This is a genomic window from Saccharopolyspora sp. 6M (genome assembly GCF_020176775.1).
Classification (GTDB): Bacteria; Actinomycetota; Actinomycetes; order Mycobacteriales; family Pseudonocardiaceae; genus Saccharopolyspora_C; species Saccharopolyspora_C gregorii.
Genome location: NZ_JAIUJZ010000052.1, coordinates 1 through 25,236 on the forward strand (window position 1 = coordinate 1; position 25,236 = coordinate 25,236).

Annotated in this window: 20 protein-coding genes; 12 read left to right on the forward strand and 8 right to left on the reverse strand. The window is 72.9% G+C overall.

The window, feature by feature from the left end; genetic code table 11:
• The first annotated feature begins 189 nt into the window (after positions 1 to 189).
• Both LCD31_RS08835 and LCD31_RS08840 read left to right on the forward strand, forming a co-directional pair.
• Positions 190 to 1,038 carry a helix-turn-helix transcriptional regulator gene (locus tag LCD31_RS08835; RefSeq protein WP_224957201.1) on the forward strand — a complete coding sequence of 283 codons (849 nt, stop codon included), beginning with the start codon at positions 190 to 192 and terminating at the stop codon, positions 1,036 to 1,038.
• 15 nt (positions 1,039 to 1,053) lie between these two features.
• Entirely contained in the window at positions 1,054 to 1,251 is a 198-nt protein-coding gene (locus tag LCD31_RS08840; protein ID WP_224957202.1) for a DUF397 domain-containing protein, read from the forward strand.
• A 95-nt stretch (positions 1,252 to 1,346) separates the two neighbouring features.
• Here LCD31_RS08840 and leuA read toward each other — a convergent pair whose 3' ends face one another.
• Positions 1,347 to 3,137, reverse strand: a complete 1,791-nt coding sequence (leuA, locus tag LCD31_RS08845; RefSeq protein ID WP_224957203.1) for a 2-isopropylmalate synthase — start codon at positions 3,135 to 3,137, stop codon at positions 1,347 to 1,349.
• Positions 3,138 to 3,379: 242 nt separating this feature from the next.
• Here leuA and LCD31_RS08850 point away from each other — a divergent pair, with 242 nt between their 5' ends.
• From LCD31_RS08850 to LCD31_RS08860, 3 genes are all read left to right on the forward strand, one after another.
• The gene (locus tag LCD31_RS08850) at positions 3,380 to 3,661 is read left to right on the forward strand and encodes a hypothetical protein (RefSeq protein ID WP_224957204.1); all 282 of its coding nucleotides are present in this window, start codon (positions 3,380 to 3,382) and stop codon (positions 3,659 to 3,661) included.
• 83 nt (positions 3,662 to 3,744) lie between these two features.
• Positions 3,745 to 4,131 (forward strand): hypothetical protein, encoded by a 387-nt coding sequence (locus LCD31_RS08855; protein ID WP_224957205.1) that lies wholly within the window; start codon positions 3,745 to 3,747, stop codon positions 4,129 to 4,131.
• 154 nt (positions 4,132 to 4,285) lie between these two features.
• A complete protein-coding gene (locus tag LCD31_RS08860) occupies positions 4,286 to 6,175 on the forward strand; it encodes an FUSC family protein (protein WP_224957206.1) in 1,890 nt (629 codons plus the stop codon).
• 9 nt (positions 6,176 to 6,184) lie between these two features.
• Here LCD31_RS08860 and LCD31_RS08865 read toward each other — a convergent pair whose 3' ends face one another.
• The 3 genes from LCD31_RS08865 to LCD31_RS08875 form a co-directional block, all read right to left on the reverse strand.
• Positions 6,185 to 7,324 (reverse strand): aminotransferase class V-fold PLP-dependent enzyme, encoded by a 1,140-nt coding sequence (locus LCD31_RS08865; RefSeq protein ID WP_224957207.1) that lies wholly within the window; start codon positions 7,322 to 7,324, stop codon positions 6,185 to 6,187.
• Between the two features lie 118 nt (positions 7,325 to 7,442).
• Positions 7,443 to 8,057 carry a nitroreductase family protein gene (locus LCD31_RS08870; RefSeq protein ID WP_224957208.1) on the reverse strand — a complete coding sequence of 205 codons (615 nt, stop codon included), beginning with the start codon at positions 8,055 to 8,057 and terminating at the stop codon, positions 7,443 to 7,445.
• A 19-nt stretch (positions 8,058 to 8,076) separates the two neighbouring features.
• Positions 8,077 to 9,318 carry a hypothetical protein gene (locus LCD31_RS08875; protein ID WP_224957209.1) on the reverse strand — a complete coding sequence of 414 codons (1,242 nt, stop codon included), beginning with the start codon at positions 9,316 to 9,318 and terminating at the stop codon, positions 8,077 to 8,079.
• Positions 9,319 to 9,625: 307 nt separating this feature from the next.
• On the opposite strand from LCD31_RS08875, the gene LCD31_RS08880 reads away from it, so the two are divergent.
• From LCD31_RS08880 to LCD31_RS08900, 5 genes are all read left to right on the forward strand, one after another.
• Complete coding sequence (locus LCD31_RS08880; protein ID WP_224957210.1) at positions 9,626 to 10,891, forward strand: aspartate kinase; 1,266 nt, start codon at positions 9,626 to 9,628, stop codon at positions 10,889 to 10,891.
• A complete protein-coding gene (locus LCD31_RS08885) occupies positions 10,891 to 11,943 on the forward strand; it encodes an aspartate-semialdehyde dehydrogenase (RefSeq protein WP_224957211.1) in 1,053 nt (350 codons plus the stop codon). The genes LCD31_RS08880 and LCD31_RS08885 overlap by 1 nt, the downstream gene beginning before the upstream one ends.
• A gap of 70 nt (positions 11,944 to 12,013) precedes the next feature.
• Positions 12,014 to 12,664, forward strand: a complete 651-nt coding sequence (locus LCD31_RS08890; RefSeq protein ID WP_224957212.1) for a Uma2 family endonuclease — start codon at positions 12,014 to 12,016, stop codon at positions 12,662 to 12,664.
• Between the two features lie 44 nt (positions 12,665 to 12,708).
• Complete coding sequence (locus LCD31_RS08895; RefSeq protein ID WP_224957213.1) at positions 12,709 to 14,181, forward strand: gluconokinase; 1,473 nt, start codon at positions 12,709 to 12,711, stop codon at positions 14,179 to 14,181.
• 115 nt (positions 14,182 to 14,296) lie between these two features.
• Positions 14,297 to 14,830 (forward strand): Fur family transcriptional regulator, encoded by a 534-nt coding sequence (locus tag LCD31_RS08900; RefSeq protein WP_224957215.1) that lies wholly within the window; start codon positions 14,297 to 14,299, stop codon positions 14,828 to 14,830.
• A 102-nt stretch (positions 14,831 to 14,932) separates the two neighbouring features.
• On the opposite strand, the gene LCD31_RS08905 is transcribed toward LCD31_RS08900, so the two are convergent.
• The 3 genes from LCD31_RS08905 to LCD31_RS08915 all read right to left on the reverse strand — a co-directional run bounded on the left by LCD31_RS08905 (position 14,933) and on the right by LCD31_RS08915 (position 19,739).
• Positions 14,933 to 16,411: a dynamin family protein gene (locus LCD31_RS08905; RefSeq protein WP_224957216.1), complete on the reverse strand. Its 1,479-nt coding sequence runs from the start codon at positions 16,409 to 16,411 to the stop codon at positions 14,933 to 14,935.
• The gene (locus LCD31_RS08910) at positions 16,408 to 18,219 is read right to left on the reverse strand and encodes a dynamin family protein (protein WP_224957218.1); all 1,812 of its coding nucleotides are present in this window, start codon (positions 18,217 to 18,219) and stop codon (positions 16,408 to 16,410) included. The genes LCD31_RS08905 and LCD31_RS08910 overlap by 4 nt, the downstream gene beginning before the upstream one ends.
• A gap of 332 nt (positions 18,220 to 18,551) precedes the next feature.
• Entirely contained in the window at positions 18,552 to 19,739 is a 1,188-nt protein-coding gene (locus LCD31_RS08915) for an IniB N-terminal domain-containing protein (protein WP_224957220.1), read from the reverse strand.
• Positions 19,740 to 20,073: 334 nt separating this feature from the next.
• On the opposite strand from LCD31_RS08915, the gene LCD31_RS08920 reads away from it, so the two are divergent.
• Both LCD31_RS08920 and LCD31_RS29370 read left to right on the forward strand, forming a co-directional pair.
• Complete coding sequence (locus LCD31_RS08920) at positions 20,074 to 21,453, forward strand: Hsp70 family protein (protein ID WP_224957223.1); 1,380 nt, start codon at positions 20,074 to 20,076, stop codon at positions 21,451 to 21,453.
• Between the two features lie 77 nt (positions 21,454 to 21,530).
• Positions 21,531 to 24,023 carry a LuxR C-terminal-related transcriptional regulator gene (locus LCD31_RS29370; RefSeq protein ID WP_308011290.1) on the forward strand — a complete coding sequence of 831 codons (2,493 nt, stop codon included), beginning with the start codon at positions 21,531 to 21,533 and terminating at the stop codon, positions 24,021 to 24,023.
• Positions 24,024 to 24,110: 87 nt separating this feature from the next.
• Here the strand turns inward: LCD31_RS29370 and LCD31_RS08930 are convergent, their stop codons facing one another.
• A complete protein-coding gene (locus tag LCD31_RS08930) occupies positions 24,111 to 25,193 on the reverse strand; it encodes an alpha/beta hydrolase (RefSeq protein ID WP_224957225.1) in 1,083 nt (360 codons plus the stop codon).
• Positions 25,194 to 25,236 lie beyond the last annotated feature (43 nt).

The window sequence follows — 25,236 nt, forward strand, 5'->3', positions numbered from 1 at the left end:
GCTCACCGGCCCCTGGAGCCGCCCCGCGCCGGGGAAGGGGAGGTGGATTCCCGTCGCAGCGGCGGCCGTTCGGAAGTGGTGATCGGGACTGTGGCAGTGATCGGCCATTCTGTGCAACGTTGCACACGCGTGCTATTGCGGTAATTCACCCGATCGGTAATGGAAAATTGATCCGGTACGGTGCTCGCCATGTCGAACAAGCCCGGTGTCGCCCGTCGTCGACTCGCAGCGAAGCTCCGCAGCCTCCGCGAGGAACGCGGTGACATCTCCGTCGAGCACGTGATGCGCGAGCTCGACTGGAGTCGTTCCAAGGTCTCCCGGATCGAGACCGCGATGACCTCGGTCAGCGTTCCGGACGTGCGAGCCCTGTGCGCCATCTACGAGGTCGACGGCGAGTTGGCGGAGTTCCTGGTGGGGTTGTGCAAGCAGGCGAAGAAGCGCGGCTGGTGGCGCTCGTACGACGACGCGTTGACGGACTACTTCGGCGACTACGTGGAGCTGGAGTCGGAGGCCGCGTCGGTGTGCAACTTCGAGATCGACCTGGTTCCGGGACTGCTGCAGACCGAGGACTACGCCCGGTCGATCATCGAGTCGTGGGCTCCGGACCTGCCGGACGATCTGGTGCGGCGCCGGACGGAGGTCCGGGTCGCCAGGCAGCAGCGGCTCGGTGACGGGCTCGCGTTGTGGGCCATCGTCGATGAATCCGCGCTGCACCGCCGCTGCGGCGACGGCGAGGTGATGTCCGCGCAGCTGGAGCACCTGCGCGAGATGTCCGAGCGCCCCGGCGTCACCGTGCAGGTGCTGCCGTTCGAGATCGGCACGCACGTCGCGATGGGCACCGCGTTCACCATGCTCGACTTCGCGACCTTGTACGACCCGGTGGTGTACCTGGACAATCTCAGCGGGGCGAGCTACCTCGAAGAGGCCGCGGAGGTGGACCGCTACCGGCAGGTCTTCGAGCACCTGCGGGCGAGTGCGCTGGACCCGCGCGTCTCCCGGCGCAGGCTCGACGAACTGCGCCATCGGCACGCGGCCTGACCGGAGGAGGAGATCGTGGGCGGCGGATTACCGCGGAACTGGCGCACCAGCAGCTACAGCAACGGCGGTGGCCAGTGCGTCGAGGTGGGTGGTCTTCCGGATGGCGCGGCCGTCCGCGATTCCAAGGACCGCGCCGCCGGGCACCTGTCCTTCGACCGTCCGCAGTGGACGGACTTCCTGGCCGCCGTCGCCCGCGGGCGGTACCGGGGCTGAACGGCGAAGAGCCGCGCCCGCGCACGGGATTCCGTGCGCCGACGCGGCCCTTCCGCTCGGTTCAGCGGTCCGCTCGGTTCAGCGGTGCGCCGGGCTCAGCGGTGCGCCCGGTTCACCGCCGAGACCACCGCGCGCAGCGAGGCGGTGACGGTGGAGGTGTCGATGCCCGCGCCCCAGAAGACCTCGTCGCCCACCGCGCACTCCAGGTAGGAGGCGGCGCGCGCGTCGTCGCCCGCGGTCAGCGCGTGCTCGTTGTAGTCCAGCACCCGCACGTCGTGGCCGATGGTGCTCAGCGCGTCCACGAACGCGGCGATCGGGCCGTTGCCGGTGCCGGTGATCTCCTGCTCGCTGCCGTCCACGACGACCTTCGCGGTGACCGTCTCGTGGCCGGTCTCGCCGCTGAGGGTGCGGGACACCAGCTCCAGCGGGGAGCGCGGCTCCAGGTACTCCTCGGAGAACACCTGCCACATCGCGCTCGGCGACACCTCGCCGCCGTCCGAGTCGGTGCGGGCCTGCACCAGCTTCGAGAACTCGATCTGCAGCTTGCGCGGCAGGTCCAGCTGGTGCTCGCTCTTCATCACGTACGCCACGCCGCCCTTGCCGGACTGCGAGTTCACCCGGATCACGGCCTCGTAGCTGCGGCCCACGTCCTTCGGGTCGATCGGCAGGTACGGGACCTCCCACGGGTGGTCGGCCACGTCGGCGCCGGCGCGCTCCGCCTCGACGCGGACCGCCTCCAGGCCCTTGTTGATCGCGTCCTGGTGGCTGCCGGAGAACGCCGTGTAGACCAGTTCGCCGCCCCACGGGTGCCGCTCGTGCACCGGCAGCTGGTTGCAGTGCTCCACGGTGCGCTTGACGTGGTCGATGTCCGAGAAGTCGATCTGCGGGTCGATGCCCTGGCTGAACAGGTTCATGCCCAGCGCCACCAGGTCCACGTTGCCGGTGCGCTCGCCGTTGCCGAACAGGCAGCCCTCGATGCGGTCCGCCCCGGCCTGGTAGCCCAGCTCCGCGGCAGCGATGCCGGTGCCGCGGTCGTTGTGCGGGTGCAGCGACAGGATCACCGAGTCGCGGCGCGCCAGGTTCCGGTGCATCCACTCGATGGAGTCGGCGTACACGTTCGGCGTGGCCATCTCGACCGTCGCGGGCAGGTTCAGGATCACCGGGTTCTCCGGCGTGGCCTGCCAGATCTCGGTGACCGCGTCGCACACCTCGGCCGCGTAGGACAGCTCGGTGCCGGTGTAGGACTCGGGGGAGTACTGGAAGCGGAAGTCGGTGTCCGGGTACTTGCCCGCGTACTCCAGGGCCAGCTCGGCGCCCATCTTCGCGATCTTCTTGATGCCCTCGCGCTCCTCGCGGAACACCACGCGGCGCTGGAGGATCGACGTCGAGTTGTACACGTGCACGATGGCGCGCGGCGCGCCCTCCAGGGAGGCGAAGGTGCGCTCGATCAGCTCCGGACGGCACTGCGTCAGCACCTGGATCCGCACGTCCTCGGGGATCGCGCCGTCCTCGATGATCTCGCGGACGAAGTCGTAGTCCGTCTGGCTGGCCGCCGGGAAACCGACCTCGATCTCCTTGTAGCCCATCCCGACCAGCAGGTCGAACATGCGGCGCTTGCGGGCGGGCGACATCGGGTCGATCAGCGCCTGGTTGCCGTCGCGCAGGTCCACCGCGCACCACAGCGGAGCGCGGGTGATGCGCTGGTCCGGCCAGGTGCGGTCCGGCAGCGACACGTCCTCGACCAGCTCGTGGAACGGGCGGTAGCGGTGGTACGGCATCGCGGAGCCGCGCTGCGGGTTCCAGGGCTGCTGGTCGGCGGGGGCCTGGCGGGAAGGCGTGCGTACCCGGCCGGCGAAGGGGGCCTGGGGTTCCTGCGGCGAAGTCATCGGGTGTTCGTCTCCTGCTGCTGGTCGGATGTCAGAACCGCAGACCGGCAGGTTGCTACCCCGCGACGAGGGGCCGGCCTAACTGACCCCGTCGCGGCGGCGAAGCAGGAGAACGCGTGCCACGTCCGCCAGGTTAACCGCAACGGGTGCCCACGACGCAACCCCGGCGTCCCACAGGGTGGTCGGTCCGCGACCGCCGGGCGGCGGAACACCGGCGCCGCCGGGCGGGGCAGACTGGGATCATGGCTGCGAAAAAGGGGCGCTCCGGCATCGCCACCCTGATCAACGGCGCGGGCTTCCTGCTCGCCGTCATCCTGGTGCTGCACATCGTGTTCGTGCTGTTCGGACTGCCCAGCGAGAACGGGCTCGCCGACTCGGTGCGCGGCGCCGCCGAACCGCTGGCCCTCTTCTTCCCGGGGCTGGTGAAGACGACCAACGCCCAGTTGCAGCTGCTCCTCGACTACGGCCTCGCGGCCCTGTTCTGGGTCCTCGTCACCAGCCTCCTCGCCCGCGTCTTCGGCTGACGGCCGCTACCCGGGTCACGAGGCGGACACGGGGGCTACTGGGTGGTAGTTCTGGTGAGTTGTCGCGTGTCACACTTCCGGGTATGTCGGAGAACGTCGGTGGGGCGACCACCGGTGCGCAGGAAAGCGACCTGCCCAGCGGAGGGCGACGGCGGCTGCGCCGCACCCACGACTGGGCGCAGAGCCGCGCCAAGGCCGTCGGAGCGATCGCCTCGGTGGCCCGCTGGATCGGCACGCTGATCGCGCTGGTGCTCACCGTCCACGTGGTGCTCACCGTCGGCGGCGCCAACCCGGACAACGGCATCACCCGGTTCGTCGCCGACTGGTCGCAACCGCTCGCGCTCGGCTTCGCGGACCTGTTCACGCCCGAAGACCCGCAGCTGGCGGTGCTGGTGAACTTCGGCATCGCCGCGATCTTCTGGCTGGTCCTCACGTCCATCGTGGTCCGGATCATCCGGGCGTTCGGCTGACGGGCGATCAGCCGGCCCCGACCCGGTGATGTGATGCACCGCAACGTGTGATGCTTGCACGGAGCCGGTGGAACAGCGGCTGAGCGGCGTGACAATGCACGCACTCAGCCGCTCGGCGTGGAGCGCGGATTCCCCACCAGCGAGAGGGATGTGCGTGACACGGACCGAAGCGCTCGCCGGAACCACCAGGGCCACCCGCGCGCTGCTGCCCGCGTGGCTGCTCCGCATGCTGCGGCCCGCGCCGCTTCCGCTGGACTGGACGCGGATCGTCGCCGCCGCCCTCGGCATCGGCGGCCCCACCCTCGTCGGCCTCGGCGTCGGCAAGCTCGACGAAGCGGTGCTCGTGTCGCTCGGCGCGCTGTGCGCCAGCTTCTCCGACCTCACCGGCTCCTACCGGTACCGCATCCGCCGGGTCGGGCTCACCGTGCTCAGCGGCGGCTTCGGCTTCGCCGTCGGCGTCGTCGCCCCGAGCCCGCTGTGGGCGGCCGCGGTGGTCGTCGCCGTCGCGGTGCCCTCGGTGCTCGCCAGCCGGGTCAACGACCTGTGCGCCGCCGCGGGCGCCCAGATGCTCACCTTCTGCGTCGTCGCCACCGGGCACGTCACCACCGGCGTGCCGGTGGGCGAGCAGATCGGCTGGTTCGTGGCGGGGGAGGTGCTGCTGCTGGCGCTGGTCGCCGCCACCTGGCCGTTCCGCCGGGCCGCGCCCGCGCGCGGGGCCGTCGCCCGCGTCTTCGACGCGCTGCTGAAGCTGTTCGACGCCGCGGGCACCGACGCGGCGATCAACGCGCGCCAGGAGCTCACCCGGGCGCTCAACAACGCGCACGACATCCTCGTCGGCGGCGCCTCCATCTCGCGCAGCCGCGTGCACGACCGGCTCTACGTGGTGCTCACCCGCGCCACGCCCGTCGTCGAAGCCTCCGTGGCGCTCGCGCACGCCCGCATCCGGCCCACCGACCGCACCCTCGACGCGATGCGCTCCATCGCGCGGTGCGTGCGGGACGGCGGCACCGTGCCGCCCTACCGGCCCGCCACCTCCGGTTCGATCATGGTGCACGCGCTGGACCAGGGGCTCACCGACCTCATCGACTCCTGGCGCCGCGCGAAGCGAGCCGACGTCCCCGACTTCCGGGCGCGCCTCGGCACCTGGGAGCGGCTGCGGTTGTGGCGCAGCGACATCAGCATCGGGCGCACCGGCTGGCTGCTGACGCTGCGCATGGTGCTGTGCCTCGCCGTCGCCGAAGGCATCGGGATCGCGTTGCAGTTCCAGAACTCGTACTGGATCGCGATGACCGTGGCGCTGGTGCTCAAACCCAACTCCGGGTCCGTGTTCGCCCGCACCGTGCTGCGCGGCATCGGCTCGCTCGTCGGCGTGGTCGTCGCCGGGGCGCTGCTGCTGGCCGTGCCGCCCGGCTGGGGGCTCGCGCTCGTCACCGTGCTCGTCGCCGCGTTCGTCCCCGAAGCGCTCAGCAGGCACTACGGGCTGTTCACCATGGTCGTCACCACGATCGTGCTGCTGCAGATGCACCAGAGCGACCTGTTCGCCGACCAGCTGCCCCGGGTCCGGCTCGTCGACTCGCTGCTCGGCTGCGTGCTCGTGCTCGTCGTCGGCTACCTGATGTGGCCGCCGGGGCGCAGCCCCGCGCTCGCGGGCAGGCTCGCCGACGCCGTCGACACCGTCTCCGAGTACGTGTCGCTGTCCATGGCCGGCCGCGTGCAGGGGCGCTCCGCGCTGCGCCGCCGCACCTACCGGGAGCTGTCCGACCTGCGCACCGCGCTGCAGCAGCAGCTCATGGAACCGGCCGCGGTGGGGCGCGCCGCTGAGGTGTGGTGGCCGTCGATCATCGTGCTGGAACGGCTCGTGGACGCCGCGACCGAGCGGGCGCTGCTGATCGAACGCGGCGGGGACGACCTGCGGCTCGAACACACGCAGCGGATCGTCTCGACCCTGCGCACCGCCGCCCGGCAGCTGCGCATCCAGCCCGACGCGCCCGCGCACAACCTCCGCAACAAGCTCACCGACGTCTACACCGAAGTGGTGTCCTGACCGGACGGATCAGCGGCGCTGGGCGAGTTCCGCCAGGACCGCTCCGAAGTGGTCGGCCGCCTCCTGGACGTCCGCGTAGCGCAACCACGTCGGGGCGAAGCCGAAGCGCAGCCGGCCCGGCCCGGCCAGGTCCACGACCACCCCGCGGGACGACAGCTCCTGCGCCACGTCGTGCGCGCGCCGGTGCATCACGCACACGTGCGCGCCGCGCCCCGCGCCGGACACCGGCACCGGTGCGACCGCCACCGGCAGTTCCCGCAGGCAGCGCACGAAGAACTCGGCCAGCCCGGTCGACTTCGCGGCCAGCGACCCGGGGTCCGCCCCGGACAGCGCGGCCAGCCCGGCCCGCAGCTCGGTGATCGAGAACGTCGGCGGCATCGCCCCGAACCCGCCGCGGCCGGGCGCCACCTCGGCGAGCTCCGCGCGCCGCCGCTGCGCGACGAACGAGAAGCCGGGCGCCCCGGAGCCCCCGCCGAGGTACCGGTATCCGCAGCCGACGGCGAAATCCGCGGCCCAGCCGCGCAGGTCCACCCGCACCGCGCCCGCGGAATGGCTCAGGTCCCACAGCGACAGCGCACCGCGCCGGTGCGCCAGGGCGGTCAGCTCCGCCGCGTCGCGCACCTCCCCGGACAGCGGGTCGACGTGCGAGAGCGCGACCACCGCCACCTGGTCGTCGAGCTGCGCGGGCAGCTCGGCCGGATCGTCCACGAAGCGCAGCTCGCACCCGGCGGAATCGGCGGCCGAGCGGGCCAAGTAGTGGTCCGCGGCGAAGTCGTGCGCGTCCACCGCCAGCACCCGCCGCCCGGGCCGCAGCCCCGCCGCCGCGCGCAGCGCGTTGAACAGGTTCATCGACGCCGAATCGGCGACCACGACTTCCGCGGGCAGCGCTCCGATCAGCGGCGCCAGCTCGGCCGCCGCGAGCCGGGCCTGCCGGTGCAGCCCCGCGTCGACCTGCGGTTCGGGGGCGCGGAGCTCCCGCCGGTTCTCGACGAACTCGCGAAGCCGGGCCGAGGTGGCGCGCGGCCGCGGCCCGCCGCTGGTGCCGTCGAGCCGGATCACCCCCGCGGGCAGGGCGTAGCGGGCGCGCAGCGCGGCGAGCTCGTCGGCGCGGTCCAGCGCCTCCGCCGCCGCTCTCGGGCTCGTCCACACGAGTGAGAGTCATACCCCACCGATCTACCGCGCGTCACTGCCCGGACCGCTGTGCTCCCCCGATCCGGGCCGGTCGGGGGACGTCGCGGGCCTGTGAAAACAGACCGGGGCGCCGGATTCAGAACAGCGGTTCGCCCCACCGCTCGGTGAACACCAGGTCCGCCAGCGCCTTGCGGGAGCGCGGTGCGGCCTCCTTCTCCCGGAGCCGGTCCGGCATGCCGTCGGCGGAGCCGAGCCTGCCGACCGCGATCGCCACGACCGGCTCGAAGCCGTCCGGCACCGCGAACTCGGCGCGCACCGCGTCCCGGTCGAACCCGGCCATCTGGTGGGCGACCAGGCCCTCCGCGACGGCCTGCAGCACCAGGTTCTGCGCCGCGAGCGCCACCCCGTACTCGCCGTAGGGCAGCGGTTCCCCCTCGTCGTCGGTGGTCCGCGCGAGCCCGACGACCAGCGCGGCCGCCGCCGCGGCCCACCCCTTGTTGCCGCGGGAGAGCGTGCCGTGGATGCGGTCGAACACCGGCTCGCCGCGGCGCCCGGCGAGGAACCGGGCGGGCTGCGTGTTGCCCCAGGACGGCGCCCAGCGGGCCGCCTCGAACAGCGCGCGGAGCTCCCCGTCGCCGAGCTCCGCCGCCGGGTCCAGCGCCCGCGGGCTCCACCGCGCCGCGAGCAGCGGGTGCAGCGGCGCCGACGAGTCGGCCGCCTTGCCGTCCGGGATCTCGAACACCTCGGTCACTCCGGCCTCCTGTTCACCGTCAGATCGCGTACGACCACGCCGTCAGCGCGTACGCCCCGAACCAGGCGCCGAAGCACACGATCAGCACCGTCGAGCACACGGCGGTCGTCGTGCGCCGGTTCGCCAACCCGATCGCCACCGGGATCAGCAGCGGGAACGCGGGCAGCAGCAGCCGCACCTTCGAGTACATCAGCCCGTCCGAGCCGAGGTCCATCGCCAGCACCGCGAACGCGAACAGCACCAGCGGCCACGGCATCCGCGCCCGCACGCACAGCACCAGCAGCACCAGCGCGGCGAGCACGATCCACACCGTGAACGTCTCCAGCACGGACTTGTTCTCGGACAGCGTTTCGAGCATGAACTTCCCGGTCGCGACCCCGCCGTCGAACGCGGAGGACCAGCCGCGCTGCTGCAGCGCGAAGTAGCCGCCGAGCTCCCCGGTCTGCACCGCGACCCACCCCACGTACAGCACCATGCCCGCGGGCGCGAGCACCGCGCCGAGCAGCGGCCGCCACCCGTCCTCGCGCCGGAACAGCGCGACGAGCGCGGCGAGCCCCACGACGCCGATCAACGCCGCCGCGGTCGGCCGCACCAGCCCGGAGGCCGCGCAGCACAGCCCGGCGAGCGCCCAGTTCCGCTCCAGCACCCCCACCAGCGCCCACACCGCCAGCGCGCAGAACAGCGCCTCCGAGTAGGCCATGGACAGCGTCACCGACATCGGCGAGGCCGCGAACAGCGCCACCAGGAACAGCCCCACTCCGCGGGTGCCGCCGACGGAGCGCCCGATCCGGGCCAGGCCGTAGGCGGCGACGATCCCGGCGATCAGGCTCACCGTCGTGGCGGCCCCGTCCAGCCCGAAGCCGGGGAACGAGCGCACCAGCCGCACCAGCACCGGGTAGCCGGGGAAGAACGCCAGCGGCGTCTCCGGGGACCGGTGGCCGTAGCCGTCGACCATGCTGTCCGAGACGCCGCCGTAGCCGTGCGCGGCGATCTCCAGGTACCACTCGCCGTCCCAGGCGCGCAGGTTGTCGCGGAGGGTCTCGTCGTTGGCCGCCGACAGCCAGCTGAGCACCAGCAGGCCGAACAGCCGGATTGCGAGGTAAACCACACCGGGTGCCAGGAAGGCCCACCGGGCGCCGAGGTCCGCGGCCCCGTCGCGGGCCCGTTCCCACCATCGCTGGGCGGGACGTTCTCGCTGGTCGTGGATGCTCTCGGCGGGCTGGGGATGTCGTGGCCCGACCGCCTCCGGAGTGGTGGACAACCCGCTCCTCCGCCCTTGTCGACAAACCGGCCTGACAGGTTAGTCGTCAGTCACGGCTATGGGTCTGGGCGGTAACGGTTCGGTAGGCTGGCGCAGCAGCGGAGCGACCAGTCACGGGCCGCTCGACCTGCCGGGTCGAAGCTGCTTCTCGCTGGTCGCGGGGCTCCCCGGTGCGCCGACTAACTCGGTGTGGCCGCGCTGGTGCTCTTCGTCCACCGGCGTCAGTGCGGGACCACTCCCGCACCCGGGACGACCGCTTCCTCCGGGCACCCATACCCGAGGAACGGCGCGAGGAGGTTAGTTTCACGTGGCGCTCGTCGTCCAGAAGTACGGCGGTTCCTCGCTGGAAAGTGCCGACCGGATCAAAAAGGTCGCCGAACGCATCGTGGAGACCCGCAAGGCGGGCAATGACGTCGTGGTCGTGTGCTCGGCGATGGGCGACACCACCGACGAGATGCTCGACCTGGCGCAGCAGGTGAACCCGTCCCCGCCCGAGCGGGAGCTGGACATGCTGCTGACCGCGGGGGAGCGGATCTCGAACGCGCTCGTCGCGATGGCGGTGGAGGCGCTCGGCGAGCAGGCCCGGTCGTTCTCCGGCTCGCAGGCCGGGGTGATCACCACTTCGGCGCACCAGAACGCGCGGATCATCGATGTGACCCCGGGCCGGGTGCAGGAGGCGCTCGCCGAGGGGCAGGTGGTGCTCGTCGCCGGTTTCCAAGGCGTCGCGCAGGACACCAAGGACATCACCACGCTCGGCCGGGGCGGCTCGGACACCACCGCGGTGGCGGTGGCGGCGGCCATGAACGCCGACGTGTGCGAGATCTACACCGACGTCGACGGCGTGTACACCGCAGACCCGCGGATCGTGCCGAACGCGAAGCACCTGGAGCGCGTCACCTACGAGGAGATGCTGGAGATGGCCGCGACCGGCGCGAAGGTGCTGCACCTGCGCGCGGTCGAGTACGCCCGCCGCTACGGCGTCCCGCTGCACGTCCGCTCGTCGTACTCACCCAAGCCCGGAACGATCGTGTCCGGCTCAGTGGAGGACCTTTCCGTGGAACAGGCGATGATCACCGGCGTCGCGCACGACCGGTCGGAGGCCAAGGTCACCGTGCGCGGTGTGCCGGACAACCGAGGCGTGGCGGGCAAGATCTTCCGCGTGGTCGCGGACGCCGAGGTCGACATCGACATGGTGTTGCAGAACGTCTCGGGCAGCAGCTCCGGGCGCACCGACATCACGTTCACCGTGGCCAGGGACAACGGTTCGGAGGCCGTCGCCGAGCTGGAGAAGATCAAGGACGAGGTCGGGTTCGAGGAGGTCGTCTACGACGACCACGTCGGCAAGGTCTCGCTGGTCGGCGCGGGGATGCGCTCGCACCCCGGGGTGACGGCCACGTTCTGCGAGGCGCTGTCCAACGCCGGCGTCAACATCGAGATCATCAACACCTCGGAGATCCGGATCTCGGTCCTGATCCGGGACACCCAGTTGGACGACGCGGTGCGGGCGCTGCACGGCGCCTTCGAGCTCGGTGGCGAGGAAGAGGCCGTGGTGTACGCGGGGAGTGGTATCTGATGGCACCCACCGTCGCGATCGTCGGCGCCACCGGTGCCGTCGGCACCGTCATGATCGACATCATCAACGACCGCGAATCCGTGCCGTGGGGCGAGATCCGGCTGATCGCCTCCGCGCGCTCCGCGGGCAAGAAGATCACCGTGCGCGGCCAGGAGCTGACCGTGGTGGAGCTCGCCCCGGAGGCGTTCGACGGCGTGGACATCGCGCTGTTCGACGTGCCGGACGAGATCTCCGAGCGGTGGGCGCCGATCGCCGCCGAGCGCGGTGCGATCGCCGTCGACAACTCCGGGGCGTTCCGGCTGGACCCCGAGGTCCCGCTGGTGGTGCCGGAGGTCAACCCGGAGCAGGTGCACCAGCGCCCGCGCGGCATCATCGCCAACCCGAACTGCACGACGCTGTCCATGATGGCCGCGCTCGGTGCGCTGCACCGCGAGTTCGGGCTCAAGGAACTGGTGGTGTCCTCCTACCAGGCCGCGTCCGGCGCGGGCCAGGAAGGCATCGACCGGCTGCACGCCGAGATCGCGGCGCTGGCCGGCAAGCAGGTCGGGGAGCGCGCCGGGGACGTCGCCGAGGCGCTGGCCGCGGCCGGGCTCCCGGCGGAGACGCCGTTCAAGGCGCCGCTGGCGCTGAACGTGGTGCCGTGGGCGGGTTCCCGCAAGGACGACGGCTGGACCTCCGAGGAGCTGAAGGTCCGCAACGAGTCCCGCAAGATCCTCGGCATCCCGGACCTGAAGGTCTCCGCGACCTGCGTGCGCGTCCCCGTCGTCACCACGCACTCGCTCGCGGTGCACGCCGTGTTCGAGCGCGAGGTCTCCGTCGCCGAAGCGCACCGCGTGTTCGAGGCGCAGCCGACGATCGTGCTGCAGGACGACCCGGAGGAGCTGGAGTTCCCCACCCCGGCGGCCGTGGTCGGCGCCGACCCGACCTACGTGGGCCGGGTGCGGCAGTCGCTGGACTTCACCAACTCGCTGGACTTCTTCGTGTGCGGGGACAACCTGCGCAAGGGGGCCGCGCTGAACACCTACGAGATCGCCGAGACGCTGGTGAAGTGATCTCGCGGGCTCGCTGACGGGCGCCTTCCTCTTGGCCGGGAGGGAGGCGCCCTTCTACTCTCACGAGCGGGTGGCGCCCACCACCCGGCCTGGTGATCTTCAGGGATACCCGGTCGAGCTGCTGTTCGAACGTGCCGATTCCGGAGGTATGTCCGTGATGAGTTGGCCCGACCACCTGCTGACGCTGGCGGAGTTCGACGAGCTCCCCGAGGACAACTCGCGGCGCTACGAGCTCCAGGAAGGCGTCCTCCAGGTGTCCCCGAAAGCAGCGGCCGTCCACCAGCGTGTCATCAAACGCCTGACGGCGATCTTGGACGCGCAACTCCCGGTGAAATGGGAGGTGCTGCCGGATGTGGAAGTCGTGATCGGCGGCGGCTTCCCTGCGACGGTCCGGATTCCGGATGTGATCATGGCGTCCACGCAGGCCTTCGACGCGAATCCGAACCGGCTGATCGCCGCCGATGTCGTGCTCGCCGTCGAGGTCGTGTCACCCGGGTCCGGGCGTATCGACAGGTTGGTGAAGGTGCAGGAGTACGCCCAGGCGGGTATTCCGCATTACTGGATCATCGAGATCGACGATTCGGTGACGCTCACCGCACTTCGGCTGTGCGACGGCGGATACGAGCCCCAGTTCGAAGGGGGTGGGATGTTCAAAACCGTTGAGCCGTTCGAGATCGGCATCGACCTCGCCTCCCTCGTGGTCCGCGCGCCGGGCCGCTGACCGGCACGCGGGGACCCGCCACCGCGCCCGGTTAGGTTGGGGGCATGAGCCCCGCACCCGTCGTCCTTGGCATCGATCTCGGCACCACGGCGACGAAGGTGGTGGCCGCCACCGCGGACGCGGAGGTGCTGCACCGGACCGAGCGCGGCTACCCGCTGCGCACCGAGGAGACCGGCGAGGCGACGCAGGACCCGCGGCAGGTGCGCGACGCCGCCGTGCGGGCGCTCACCGACTGCGCGAGCTGGGCCCGCGAGCACGGGCACGAGGTGCGCGGGCTGTCGTTCAGCACCGCCATGCACACCCTCGTCGGCCTCGACTCGGCGGGAGAACCCGCCACCCCCGCGTTCAACTGGGCCGACACCCGCGCCGCGGACGTCGCGGTGCGGCTGCGCGCCGACCCGTCCGCCGCCGAGCTGCACCGCGCCACCGGCACGCCGGTGCACACCCAATCGGTGATGGTGAAGCTCGCCTGGCTGACCGGGGAGCGGCCGGACCTGGTGCGCGGCGTCGAGCGCTGGTGCGCGTTGAAGGACTACGTGTTCGGCGCGTTCGCCGACGGGTTCACCACCGATTCCTCGCTGGCCTCCGGCAGCGGGTTGCAGGACGTGCACGCGCTCGACTGGTACGGCCCGGCGCTGGAGGTGGCAGGGGTCCGCGCCGAGCAGCTGCCGCGGATCCTCGCGCCGACGGACGTGCTGCCGCTGACCGCGTCGATGGCGGCGGCCACCGGGTTGCCGTCGGGGCTGCCGGTGGCCCTGGGCGGCGGGGACGGGCCGCTGGGGAACCTCGGCACCGGGGCGATCAGCCCGGGCGTGGCCGGCTTGTCGCTGGGCACCAGCGGGGCGCTGCGCGTGGTGCGGGACCGGCCCGGCGTGGACGCGGGGTGCCGCACGTTCAGCTACGCCCTCGCCGACGGGCTGTGGGTGATCGGCGGTGCGGTGAGCAACGGCGCCGTCGTCGGGCAGTGGGCCGCGGAGGCGTTCGGCGTGGACGTCGCCGACCTCCTCGACGAGGCGCTGGCGGTGCCGCCCGGCGCCGACGGGCTGCTCGCGCTGCCCTACCTGCTGGGGGAGCGGGCGCCGTGGTGGGAGGCGGGGCTGACCGGTGCGCTGGTGGGCCTGCGCCGCTCGCACGGCCGCGCCGAGATCACCCGGGCCGTCGTGGAGGGCGTGGCGCAGCAGCTGGCGCTGGTGAAGGAGGCGGTGCTCGACGCGGGCGCCGAGGTGCGCGCGGTGCGGGCCACCGGCGGCGGGTTCCGCAGCGAGGTGTGGTCGGCGGCGATCGCGGCGGCGCTGGACATGGACCTGGAACTCACCGACAGCAGCGGCGGCTCCGGGCTGGGAGCGGTGCTGCTGGGCTGGCGGGCGCTCGGCGAGCTCGACTCGTTGCAGCACGCGGCCCGCCTGGTGCGGCCGGAGCGGACCGCGCACCCCGACCCGGAGGCCGCGGCGCTGCTGGCCCGCCGCCGCCCCCTGATCGACCGGCTGCACGGCACCCTCCGCGAACTCGACCTGTGATCGGGCCCCGCGCGGCCCGTTCGACCACGGGCGCGGGCGGGGCGATCGGGCACCGCTGGGCCGGACGGGGCTCTTTTGACTCGTTCCAGTTTTTTCGTGGCACAATGGTGGGGCCATGAACCAGCGCAGCGGCCCCGCGACCAGGGGCGTCGACCACGCGGACGGGCACTCGGCCCGCCTCCGCGAGCGGTTGCGCGCCAGCGGGCTGCGGGCCACCCGGCCGCGGATCGCGGTGCTGCGCTGGCTGGCCGGTCACCCGCACTCGACCGCCGACCAGGCGGCGAACGCGGTGCGGCCGGAACTGGGCTCGGTCTCCACCCAGGCCGTCTACGACGTGCTGCACGCCTGCACCGACGCCGGGCTGCTGCGGCGGATCGAGCCGGCCGGGCATCCCGCCCGGTTCGAGTCCCGGACCGCCGACAACCACCACCACCTGGTGTGCCGGGCGTGCGGGCGGACCGAGGACGTCGACTGCGCGCTCGGCGCCGCGCCCTGCCTCGACCCGGTCGATCCGGCCGGGTTCGCGGTGGACGAGGCCGAGATCGTGTTCTGGGGGCTGTGCCCGGGCTGCCGTCCGGACGCGGACCCCACCGGCGACGACCGGCTCGCCGGCACCGACCGGGGCGACCGAACCGCCCCTCGCCGCTGACTGCGGCATCCCACCACAAGGTCCAGGCCCGGGTTCCCGGGCCTGGACCGGGGCCGGGCTCCCGGTGCGTTCCAGCGCTCGACGGGGTCCGGAGCCGGGTGCTCAGCGGTGCATGCGCGAGGCGATGAGCCGTTCGCAGCTGCGCAGCACCACCCGCACGGCGTCCCGGTGCGCGCGGTCGTGCAACGGGTTCACCGCCTGGTCCCGCCAGCGCGCCAGCGCCGCCCCCGCCTCGTCCGCCAGGATCGCTTCCAGGGTGTCCGGTTCCTGGCCGAGCCGGGCGGCCGCGCTCGGGCCGTGCGCGCCGAGCAGCCGCCGCGCCTCGTTCTGCAGCGGCCGCGGGAAGCTCAGCTGACCCGACTGCAACGCCGACAGCAGCCGCATCTCCTCCCACTCCGGCGCGTTCGCCAGCAGCCGCTCGAACTCGCCGTGCAGCTGCGCCACCCCGGGCCGCGGGTTGGCGCGCAGCACCATGTCCACCGCGAGCAGCGCGGACCGGGCGCGCAGCACGTCCTGCCGCTCGACGAACTGCTGGTGCACCGCTTCCTGCAGGTCGTTGAGCCTGCTGGCCTCCAGGAGCACGGCGCTCAGCTTCTTCTGGTCGGTGATCCCCTCGCCGAGCGCGGTCAGCGCCTGCGCCAGCCCGAACCGGCCGAAGCGGTCCATCAGGTCCTGGCGCGCACTCGGCGGCACCGATTCCGGCGTGGGGTTGTTCGCGAACCGGTCCGAGGACAGCAGCAGCGTCTCCAGCGCCTTCTCCGGGAGCTGCCGCAACCGCACCAGCGCGGCGAAGTCCTCCGCGGTGAGCGTGACCGCGGCCTGCCCCAGCAGCCCGATCACCGGGATCGCGTACTGGGTGAACGACCGCACCACCGGGTCGTCCCGCCAGCGCAGCGCGATCCGCTCGGCCGCGGCGACCGCGCCACCGCCGCCGTTGCCGGTCTCGTCGGCGCGGGACAGCGTGATGATCGTGTTGATCGGAGCGCGCCGCGCCAGCTGCAGCTCGTGCACCGATTGCAGGAACTGCACGTCGGTCTGCTGCGGGTAGCGGGTCAGGTACAGCACCGCGTCCGCCTCGGAGAGGATCTGCGCGAGCGCCGAGCGCCCGGTGTCCTGCACCGCCGAGGACGACACCCCGGGCGTCTCGATCAGCGTGATCGCCTGCAATCCGGGGGAGGGCGCTTCGATCACCAGCCGCGACACCTCGTCCGGCCGCCAGCGCTGCAGGTCGCGGATGGTCGCCGGGTCCAGCGTCGTCACCGGCACGTTCTGCACCGCGCCGTGCGGGGTGTGCACGGTGATCCGCGGCTCCGGCCCGTACTGGTAGAAGGTGTTGACCTGGGTGCTCTCCTCGGCGGCGGTCGGCGCGAGCACCTGCCCGACCAGCGCGTTGATCAGCGTGGACTTGCCGGAGCCGACTCGGCCGCTGACGGCGATGCGCAGCGGCTGGTCCAGCCGCTCCAACCGGCCCCGCAGCCACGCCGAAGTGCGCGGGTCGTCCCGGTAGAACGTCATGGTGCGGATGAGCAGGGCGCGGGAGCGCTCCAGCAGGTCGCTCCGGGGCTGGTCGGGCGTGCTCATGCCGCGCTGATGCGGTTCGCGGTCAGCATCCCGGCCCGCCTGCGCAGCAGCGCCAGCTCCTCCAGCTTGCGGCGGATCTCGCGCGCCCGGTCCTCGCGGTCCACGGCGCTGCGCTCGGCGACGCGCTTGATCTCCTGGATGGCTCGGCTGATCTCCATCTGGGCTTCCTCGGTGAGCTGGGTGAAGTGCTGGTGCAGCGCGCGGTGGGTGGCCCGGATGACGTCCTTGGCGTCCTTGTTCACGTGGAACACCACGTTCTCCACGTAGCGCTGCGCGGTGGTCTTGGCCTCGGCCTGGCGGCGGCGCAGCCGGGCGTCCTTCTCCTCGCCGAGGCTCCGGCTGCCCAGCACCAGGCCCGAGCAGATGGTCACGACGTTCAGCAGCCCCAACCCGAGCTGGCTGGTGATCAGGCCGAACATGAGCACGCCGCCGTAGGAGCCGCGCAGCCCCGTCAGCACCTGGTCGAACCGCTTGTAGGTGCCGTTGCTGGGCTGCTTGAGCGGGGCGACCTGGTCGAACGGGTCCGGCAGCGGTGCCTGCTCGATGTGCGGCCGGGAGCCCGGGTACTCGCGCAGGAACTCGTCGGTGATCCGGTCGCGGAGCTGCTCGCGGCGGCTGTCCAGCCAGCTGAAGTTCTCCTCGATGGCGGTCAGCAGCGCGCCGTCGAGCCAGCCGGCGAAGTCGTCCCAGACGGGCACCGGGTCGGCCTCCTCCAGGGTTTCGCCGATCTGGGTGGTGATCGCCCAGGTCCGTTCCCGGAAGTCGAATTCGATGTCGGCGAACAGTTCGCCGATCCCGTCGCTGAGCGCCTTCTGCCAGCGGCCGGTGATCCGGCGCAGATCTTCGGAACGCCGCTGCGCCGTTTCCAGTTCGATCAATGTTTGCGCGGCGGTGCGCGGACTCTGCCCGGCGAGTTCGGTCTTCAGCGCTTCGCTGAGTTCGTCGACGGCGTCGGCGACGTTCTGCGCGACGAGCCTGCGGGTGAGCTGGTCGTGCTTGCCGAGCGCTTCGCCGCGCAGGTATTCGACCAGCTGCGGGAAGCCGGATTCGGCGTTGAGCGCGGCGTCCTTCGCGTGCATCGCCTGCATCCGGATCGTGGAGGACACCGGGAAGATCTTGGCGTTGATCCCGGCTCCGGCGAGGTGCCGCTGGTTGACCTCGACGACCTTCCGCCAGTGCGGGGTGACGTCGGTCTTCGGCTGCACGAGCGCCACGTTCGGGCACAGCTTGGCGACCTTTTTCAGGAAGGTCAGCTCGTTGTGGGTGAGCTCCTGGGTGGCGTCCGAGACGATGAGCAGCACGTCCGCTTCCGCGACGACGCCGAGGGTGCGGGCGGTGAGGGTGCTGGAGGTGGCGCCGAAGCCGGGCGTGTCCATCAGCACCAGACCGTCCTTGAGCACGGCGCGGGGGATGCCGACCTCGCCGCGGCTGACGGGGCGGCCGTTGCCGATGGCCTGCCCGATGCGTTCCCGCACCTGCTCGACGGGGACGGGGAACCGGTCGAGGGCGGCGGGCCCGCCGGCGGGTTCCTGCTCGACGACCTGGGCGGTCGGGTGGTCGGAGTGCCGCACGAGGGTGGGCACGAGCGTGGTCACGTCGTCGCCGGAGTCGCACACCGATGCGTTGACCAACGCGTTGATCAGTTCGCTCTTGCCCTGCTTCGGTTCGCCCACGACCAGCACCAGCTGGGCGGGATCCAGAACGCGCGTCCGGATTTGGCGCAGCCGGTTGTGCAGGTCGGGGCGCTGCTGCTCGGCGCATTCCGCGGTCGCGCGATCGATCAGTTCCACCATCGCCGTCTCGATCACAGCAGCGATTGTGGACCGTTACACAGCGAAAGGAAAACCCGAGCGGGTGACTTGTGTCAGGACTGTGGTGTGGTAATGCGAAAGCCGGGGGGGGGGGGGGGGGGGGGGCCCCCCGGGGGGGGGGGTTTGGGAGTGTTAGAAACGGGGGGGGGGGGGCCCCCCCGCCCCCCCCCGCCGGCGGGGGGGGGGGGGCCCCCCCCCCCCCCCCCCCCCCCCCGGGGGGGGCGGGGGGGCCCGGGGGGGGGGGGGGCCCCCCCCCCCCCGGGGGCCCCCCCCCCCCCCCCCCCCCCCGGCTTTCAGGGCATTTCGCCTTGATCAGACCGGAGGTCGGATCAGAGCAGGCCGTCCAGCGGCAGGGCCGAGGTGGCCGCACCGGCGACGTCCTCGACGGCCGGGCCGGCGATGTCGCCGACGACCGGCAGGTCGCTCGGGGCCGGCAGGTGGGAGGCGACGTCCTCGACGGGGAGGGACTCGGCCACGTCACCGACGACCGGCAGGTCGGCCGGGGCGGGCAGCGCGGAGGCCACGTCGCCCACCGGGCCGGCCACGGCGCCACCGGCGATGCCGCCGACGGTGTCCACAGCGCCGCCCGCGACACCCTCGACGGTGCCCACGGCGCCACCGGCCACGCCACCGACGGTGTCGACGGCCGGGCCCGCGATGTCACCGGCGACCGGCACGTCGGAGGCCACGTCGCCCACGGTGTCCAGGGCGCCACCGGCGACACCGGACAGCGCGCCCGCGTCGACCGAGGCGGCGTCGCCGCCGGCCGGCAGCGCGCCGGTCAGGTCGTCGACGACCGGCAGGTCGGAGGTGGCGCCACCGGCCACGCCGCCGACCGTGCTGACGGTGTTGTCGACGGTGTTGGTGACCTGGCTGACGGCGCCGAACGCGACGTCGCCGACGGTGCCGACGATGCTGTCGCCGCCCGCGACCGCGGTGGAGGTGGTGTCACCGACGACGTTGCCGACGTTGACCTCGTTGCCGCTCAGGATCTCGTTGCCGCTGAGCACGTCGTGCACGTTGACCAGGTTGTGCGAGTCGGTCTGCTCGATGTTGACGTTGGTCTCGTCGTGGATGTGCTGCTCGGCGTCGTCGCCGGGGGCAGGGGCGGGGGTGTTGTGCGGAGGCAGCATGCTGAGTTCCGTAACTTCCTGCTCGTGTGGCTGTGCGGGATGCAATTCGTTGATCGCGACGTGCTGGGTGCTCGCGGCGAACTTCTCGACGCTGCTCTGCAGTGAGCGGCCGTATTCGTCCGCGATCTCGACCGGCGCGTAGTCGAGCACCAGCGACGATGCGTGCAGCACGTCCGTCGCGCTCATGTCCCCGAGTCCGGCGTGATCCAGCGTGGCGCGCGGATCGGCGTCGAAGGCAGCCTGGGCGTCCGGGCTGGTCACGAGCCTCGTGAGGAACTCGTACAGCGTCGGTGCGTCCGGCTGGCCGGGCGCGTCGTGCGCCCCCGGGGTGGCAGTGGGGGGCTCGGTACGGCCCGGGGCATCATCCGGCTGAGAGTGGGTCATGACTGCTTTCTCCTGGCTCAGCGGAACTCGGTTACGTGTGACCGAGTGAAGGTCGTGCCCGATCCCTCACTCCCAGCGAGCACGCTACTGCGGGGCGTGCCCGCAGCCATCGGGTACGACTCCTAGTGATTGGGGGCACTGTTAGGGGGTGCGGTCCTGACTCGACTAGGGGACCCATAGGGGGATCCGTCAGCACTCCGTGATCGAGCACGCGCTAAATTGTCACCGCCCTGAGCGTCATCGGGTGGTCACCCGACCGTGTGATCCGGACTTCCCCGGTCGTGCGCCCGGTACCGCCAGATGACCCCGGAAGGCGATCGCAGGAAGGGGTTGCATGCCTTACGTCCTGGGGATCCACGTGGGGGCCACGGCCACCTCCGCCGCCATCGCGCGGCGCGACGGCGGCAGGTGGGGTGCGGCCACCCCGCTGCCGCTCGGTTCCGCCGGGCACACCGTCCCCACCGTGCTGTGCCGGGTCCAGGACGGGTCGTTCGTCGCAGGCGAGCAGGCGAGCAAGCAGGAGCTGACCCACCACGAGTGGGTCGTCCGAGGGTTCACCCGCCAGGTCGGGGACGAGGCGCCGCTGCTGGTCGGCAGCGAGTTCATCTCCGCGCAGGCGCTCGTCGCGGCCGTCGTCGAATGGGTCGCCGACACCGTCGCCCACCAGCTCGGCCACCCGGCCGAGCACATCACCCTCGCGCACAGCGCCACCTGGGGGCCGTTCCGCGCCCACCTGGTGCGCCAGGCGCTCGCCGCGCTCGGCCTGCGGGACGTGACGCTGGTGCCCGAACCGGTCGCCGTCGCCGTCGACTACGCCAGCAGGCAGCAGGTCGCCGAGCAGGACGCGGTCGCCGTCGCCGACATCGGCGGCACCGGCTTCGACGCGACCGTGCTGCGCCGCCGCAGCCCCGGTTTCGACGTGGTCGGGTCCACCTTGGACACCGGGCATCCCAGCGGGCAGGACCTCGACGACGAGATCTTCTCCCACCTGCTGGCGGAGTTCGGCCCCCAGCTCGACGGGCTCGACGCGTCCGACCCGGCGCACCGGGCCGCGCTGGTCGCGTTGCGGGGCGACTGCGCCCGCGGCAAGGAAGCGCTGTCCTACCACCCGGGCACCACCGTCCGCATCGAACTTCCCGGGCTGCGCACCGACTTCGCCCTGTCCCGCCCCCGCTACGAGCAGCTCGTCCGATCGCACCTGGAACGGGTGCCGGAGCTGCTGCTGCAGGCCGTGCAGTCCGCGGCGGTGGCGCCGGAGGACCTGGCCGCGCTCGTGCTCGCCGGTGGAACCGCGCGCACCCCGCTGGTCAAGCAGCTCGTCGCCGAACGGCTCGAACGCGCCCCGCAGGTGGACGCGGCACCGGAACTCGTCGCGGCCCGCGGCGCGGCGGCCTCCGCCGTCGGCGTGCTGTCCGCGGTCAGCGACCGCGGTGAGTCCGCCGCCGAGACCAGCGTGCTCGTCCGCGTCGAAGGTCCCGGATCCGGCGGGCTCGACGTCATCGACGGCGAACCCGAGCGCGAAGAACCACCGCGGCCGCCGGTGCAGGTCGAACCGATGTACCTGGAACCGCCGGACGAAGACCGGCAGCGGTTGCTCAAGATCCTGAAACTGGGCGCGGCCGCGCTGCTGATCATCGGCGGCCTGGTGCTGACCATCGTGCAGGGGTTCGGCGGGCAGACCCCGACCAGCCCCGTCCAGACCCAGCAGCGTTGACGAAACCCACTCCCACCCCCAAGAGTGATCCCGCCGAGTGACCCGCGAATCGAGGTCTCCGTGAACCGAGGACTCCTGTGAACCACCGGACAGCCACCGCCCCAGACCTGGTGACCGGGCCCCGCGCCGTCCGGTTGTGGGAGTCCGTCGCGGCAGCGCCCGCCGAACCGGTGCAGGTCGGGATCCAGGCCGCCGGCGGTGCGGGCAAGACCGCGCTGCTCGACGAGCTCGCCGACGCCTACCGGGCCGCCGGCGTGCCGGTCGAGCGGGACGTCCGCCGCGCCGACCCCGCGAGCACCGCCGTGCTGCTCGACGACGCGCACCTGCTCGACGACGCCGCGCTGCGCGCCGCGCGCGAGCTCGCCGCCGACCCGCGGGCGCGGCTGGTGGTCGCCTACCGGCCGTGGCCGCGCGGCGCGGAGCTCGCCGAACTCGTGCACGTCCTGGACCGCTCCGGACCGCCCGTCGTGCTGTCCGGGTACACCGCCGCCGACCTCGCCGCCCGCGTCGAACGCGGCCTCGGCACCGCGCCGCCCGCCGAGTGGATCGACCGGCTGCTCGCGCAGACCGGCGGGGTCCCGCGGCTGGTGGAGGGCGTGCTCGCCGACACCAGCCCGCAGCACCTCACGCCGACCTCGGTGCCGTCCCGCATCGTCGAGCACGTCCAGCACGAGCTCGCCGCCCTGGGCGAGGTCGGCGGCCGGTGCGCGAGCGCCGTCGCCGTCGGCGCCGCCCCGCACCCCGACGTGCTGGCCTGGCTGCTGGCGCTCGACCCGGCCGACGTGGTGCCCGCGCTGTCCGCGATCCGCGCCAGCGGGCTCACCGACGGGGCGGGCGAGCTGCTGCCGCTGGCGCGCCGCGCGGCGCAGCTGCTCACACCCGTCGACGAGCGGATCGCGATCGCCCGCAGGCTGGTGCGGGTGCAGCTCGACCGCGGCCGGCCGGTGCTGGGGCTGCTGCGCCCGTTCCTCGACTCGGAGACGACCTCGGCCGCGGACCCGACGATGGCCGAGGCCTACGAGCAGGCCGGGGTGGAAGCGGCCGAGCAGGCGCCGGAGCTGTCCTCGCGGTTCTTCGACGCCGCCGTCTCCGCCGGAACCCCGCCCGTCCGGCTCGCCGCGCGCCGCGCCAAGGCCGCCGCGATCGCCGGGCACTTCGACGAGGCGCTGCGGCTCGCCGACGCGGTGATCGTGGACGAGACCGTCCCGGACCGGGCGCTGGGCGTGCAGGTCGCGGCCAGCGTGCTCGCCCACCGCGGACTGCCGGCCCGCTCCGCGCAGCTGTGCCGCTGGTCCGCCGAGCACCTGCGCTGGCCCGGCGACCGCGCCTACGCGGCCGTGTCGCTGATCGGCACCGGACGGCTCGCCGAAGCCGAGCAGCTGCTGCGGACGGTGCCCGACCCGGGGCCGCCGACCTCGCTGTCCGGTTCCTCCGACCAGCTCGTCGACGGGATCCGCGAATCGATCACCGGCAACCCGGTCACCGCGCTGTCCCTGCTGACCCGGTCGGCGTCGCTGGCCGAACCGGTCGGCGGTGCCGCGCTGGTGCCGGACACGCCGGCCGCGATCGCCACCCTCGCCGCGCTGCACTGCGGCGAGCTCGACGTCGCCGCCTCCGTGGTGGGGCGCGCCATCGAAGCGGGCAGCGGCGGGCCGATGCTCGCCGTGCGGCACCGGCTGCTCGCCGCGTGGATCCCGCTGGCCCGCGGCGACACCCTCGGCGCGCGGGCCGCGCTGGACGCCGCCGCGCCCGCCCCCGACGCGTTGCAGGCGCGGGACCGGCTGCTGGCCACCGCGATCGAAGCGGGCATCGCGAACCGGGACAACGACACCGCCGCGCTGAACGCCGTCCGCGGCCGCGCCCGGCAGGCCATCGCCGAGCACCCGGCGGACCTGTTCGGGCTGCTGGCGCTCGGCGAACTCGCCGTGTCCTGCGCGCGGCTGCACGACCAGGACTGGGTCGAACCGCACCTGGACGCGGCGTTCGCCCTGCTCGCCGAGCTCGGCGACCCGCCGCTGTGGACCGGGCTGCTGCGCTGGAAGTGCCTCCAGGCTGCCGTGGTCAGCGAGGACGCCGCGACCGTGCGCACCCACGTGGCCGCGCTGGAGGCGATGTCCGGGCACAACCCGATGTCCGCGGCGATGGCCGCGGCCGCCCGCACCTGGCAGGACGTGCTCACCGGAGCGGTCGACCGCGAGCAGGCCGAGCAGGCGGCCCGCGGACTGCACGCGGCCGGGCTCACCTGGGACGGGGCCCGGCTCGCCGGGCAGGCGGCGCTGCGCACCGCCGACCGGCCCACGATGCTCGGGCTGCTGGAGTGCGCCCGCTCGCTGCAGGGCAAACCGGCCCGCCCGCGCGCCATCGGCGAGTCCGGCGACGGCGTGCTCAGCGAACGCGAGCGGGAGGTCGCGGAGCTGGTGCTGTCCGGGCTCACCTACAAGCAGGTCGGCAAGCGGCTGTTCATCTCGGCGAAGACGGTGGAGCACCACATCGGACGGATCAAGCAGCGCCTGGGCGCCTCCTCCCGGGAGGACCTGCTGGCCCGGCTCCGCGGGATCCTCGACTCCTGACCGCCGGATCCGACCGCGCGGACCGGTGCCGCGGCGGTCCGCGGCCCGCGGAACGGCCCGCCCGGGAACCCGGACGGGCCGTCGAGCTCAGGCCTTGCCGCCGAGGGCCAGCCCGGCGCGGAGGGTGCCCGCGATCTCGCTCAGCGCCTCGTTGAACCGGGTGCCCGCCTGCCGCACGTTGCCGAACCCGTGGATCAGGTCCTCGAAGCGCCGCGCCACCACCGGCACGCCCGCTTCGGCGAGCCGCCGCGCGTACTCCTCGCCGTCGTCGCGCAGCGGGTCGAACCCGGCGGTGACCACGTGCGCGGGCGGCAGGCCGCTCAGGTCGTCCGCCAGCAGCACCGACAGCCGCAGGTCGGTGCGGTCGGTGCCGGGGGCCGCGTACTGGTCGAGGAACCAGGTGATGTCCGAGTCGGACAGCAGCAGCCCGCTGCTGAACAGGTCCCGGGAGCGCCGCCGCACCGTCGCGTCCAGCGCCGGGTACATCAGCAGCTGGAACGCCGGCTTCGGCCCCCCGGCCCGCGTCGCGTGGTACGAGACGGCGGCGGCCAGGTTGCCGCCCGCGCTGTCCCCGCCGACCGCGATCCGGTCCGGCTGGGTGCCGAGCTCCTCGGCCCGCTCCACCGCGTACCGGAACGCGGCCATCGCGTCGTCGAACGCCGCCGGGAACGGGTCCTCCGGTGCGAGCCGGTAGCCGACCGAGAGCACTCGCACCCCGGCGGCCTTCGCGAAGTAGCGGCACAGGTCGTCGTGGCTGTCCAGGTCGCCGATGACCCAGCCGCCGCCGTGGAAGAACACCAGCAGCGGGCTGTGCTCGGTGAGCGACTGCGGCCGGTACAGCCGCGCCGCGAGCTCGCCGTCCGGGGTGGGGATGGTGCGCTCGCCGACCGCGACGCCGGGCAGCGGTGCCCGGTCGACGATGGCGGTGGACTCCGCCATCAGCGCCCGGGACCCGGCGGCGTCGCCGTTGGTGAGCTGGGTGCTGCCGGTGAGCGCTTGCATTTTCAGCAGCAGCTGGGCGTCGAGCGCGAGCTCCTGGCCGTCGATCCGCCGCGGCGCTCCCGCGATGAGCCTGCGCAGCGGCCGCGGCAGCGCGAACGCGGCGTGCAACCCGGCGCCGAGCACGTGCGCGCGCAGCCGGGGCGGGATCAGTTCGACGGCTTTCGACATGGCAAGACCTCCCGAGGACGGACCGTGCCCGGGAGGCTACTAG

Excerpts from the sequence above, each read along its gene's own strand:
- LCD31_RS08835 (WP_224957201.1), top strand. The coding sequence starts at position 190 with ATGTCGAACAAGCCCGGTGTCGCCCGTCGTCGACTCGCAGCGAAGCTC.
- LCD31_RS08895 (WP_224957213.1), top strand. The coding sequence starts at position 12,709 with ATGAGCCCCGCACCCGTCGTCCTTGGCATCGATCTCGGCACCACGGCG.
- LCD31_RS08930 (WP_224957225.1), bottom strand. The coding sequence starts at position 25,193 with ATGTCGAAAGCCGTCGAACTGATCCCGCCCCGGCTGCGCGCGCACGTG.
- LCD31_RS08855 (WP_224957205.1), top strand. The coding sequence starts at position 3,745 with ATGTCGGAGAACGTCGGTGGGGCGACCACCGGTGCGCAGGAAAGCGAC.
- LCD31_RS08885 (WP_224957211.1), top strand. The coding sequence starts at position 10,891 with ATGGCACCCACCGTCGCGATCGTCGGCGCCACCGGTGCCGTCGGCACC.
- LCD31_RS08900 (WP_224957215.1), top strand. The coding sequence starts at position 14,297 with ATGAACCAGCGCAGCGGCCCCGCGACCAGGGGCGTCGACCACGCGGAC.
- LCD31_RS08920 (WP_224957223.1), top strand. The coding sequence starts at position 20,074 with ATGCCTTACGTCCTGGGGATCCACGTGGGGGCCACGGCCACCTCCGCC.
- leuA (WP_224957203.1), bottom strand. The coding sequence starts at position 3,137 with ATGACTTCGCCGCAGGAACCCCAGGCCCCCTTCGCCGGCCGGGTACGC.
- LCD31_RS08905 (WP_224957216.1), bottom strand. The coding sequence starts at position 16,411 with ATGAGCACGCCCGACCAGCCCCGGAGCGACCTGCTGGAGCGCTCCCGC.
- LCD31_RS08915 (WP_224957220.1), bottom strand. The coding sequence starts at position 19,739 with ATGACCCACTCTCAGCCGGATGATGCCCCGGGCCGTACCGAGCCCCCC.
- LCD31_RS08850 (WP_224957204.1), top strand. The coding sequence starts at position 3,380 with ATGGCTGCGAAAAAGGGGCGCTCCGGCATCGCCACCCTGATCAACGGC.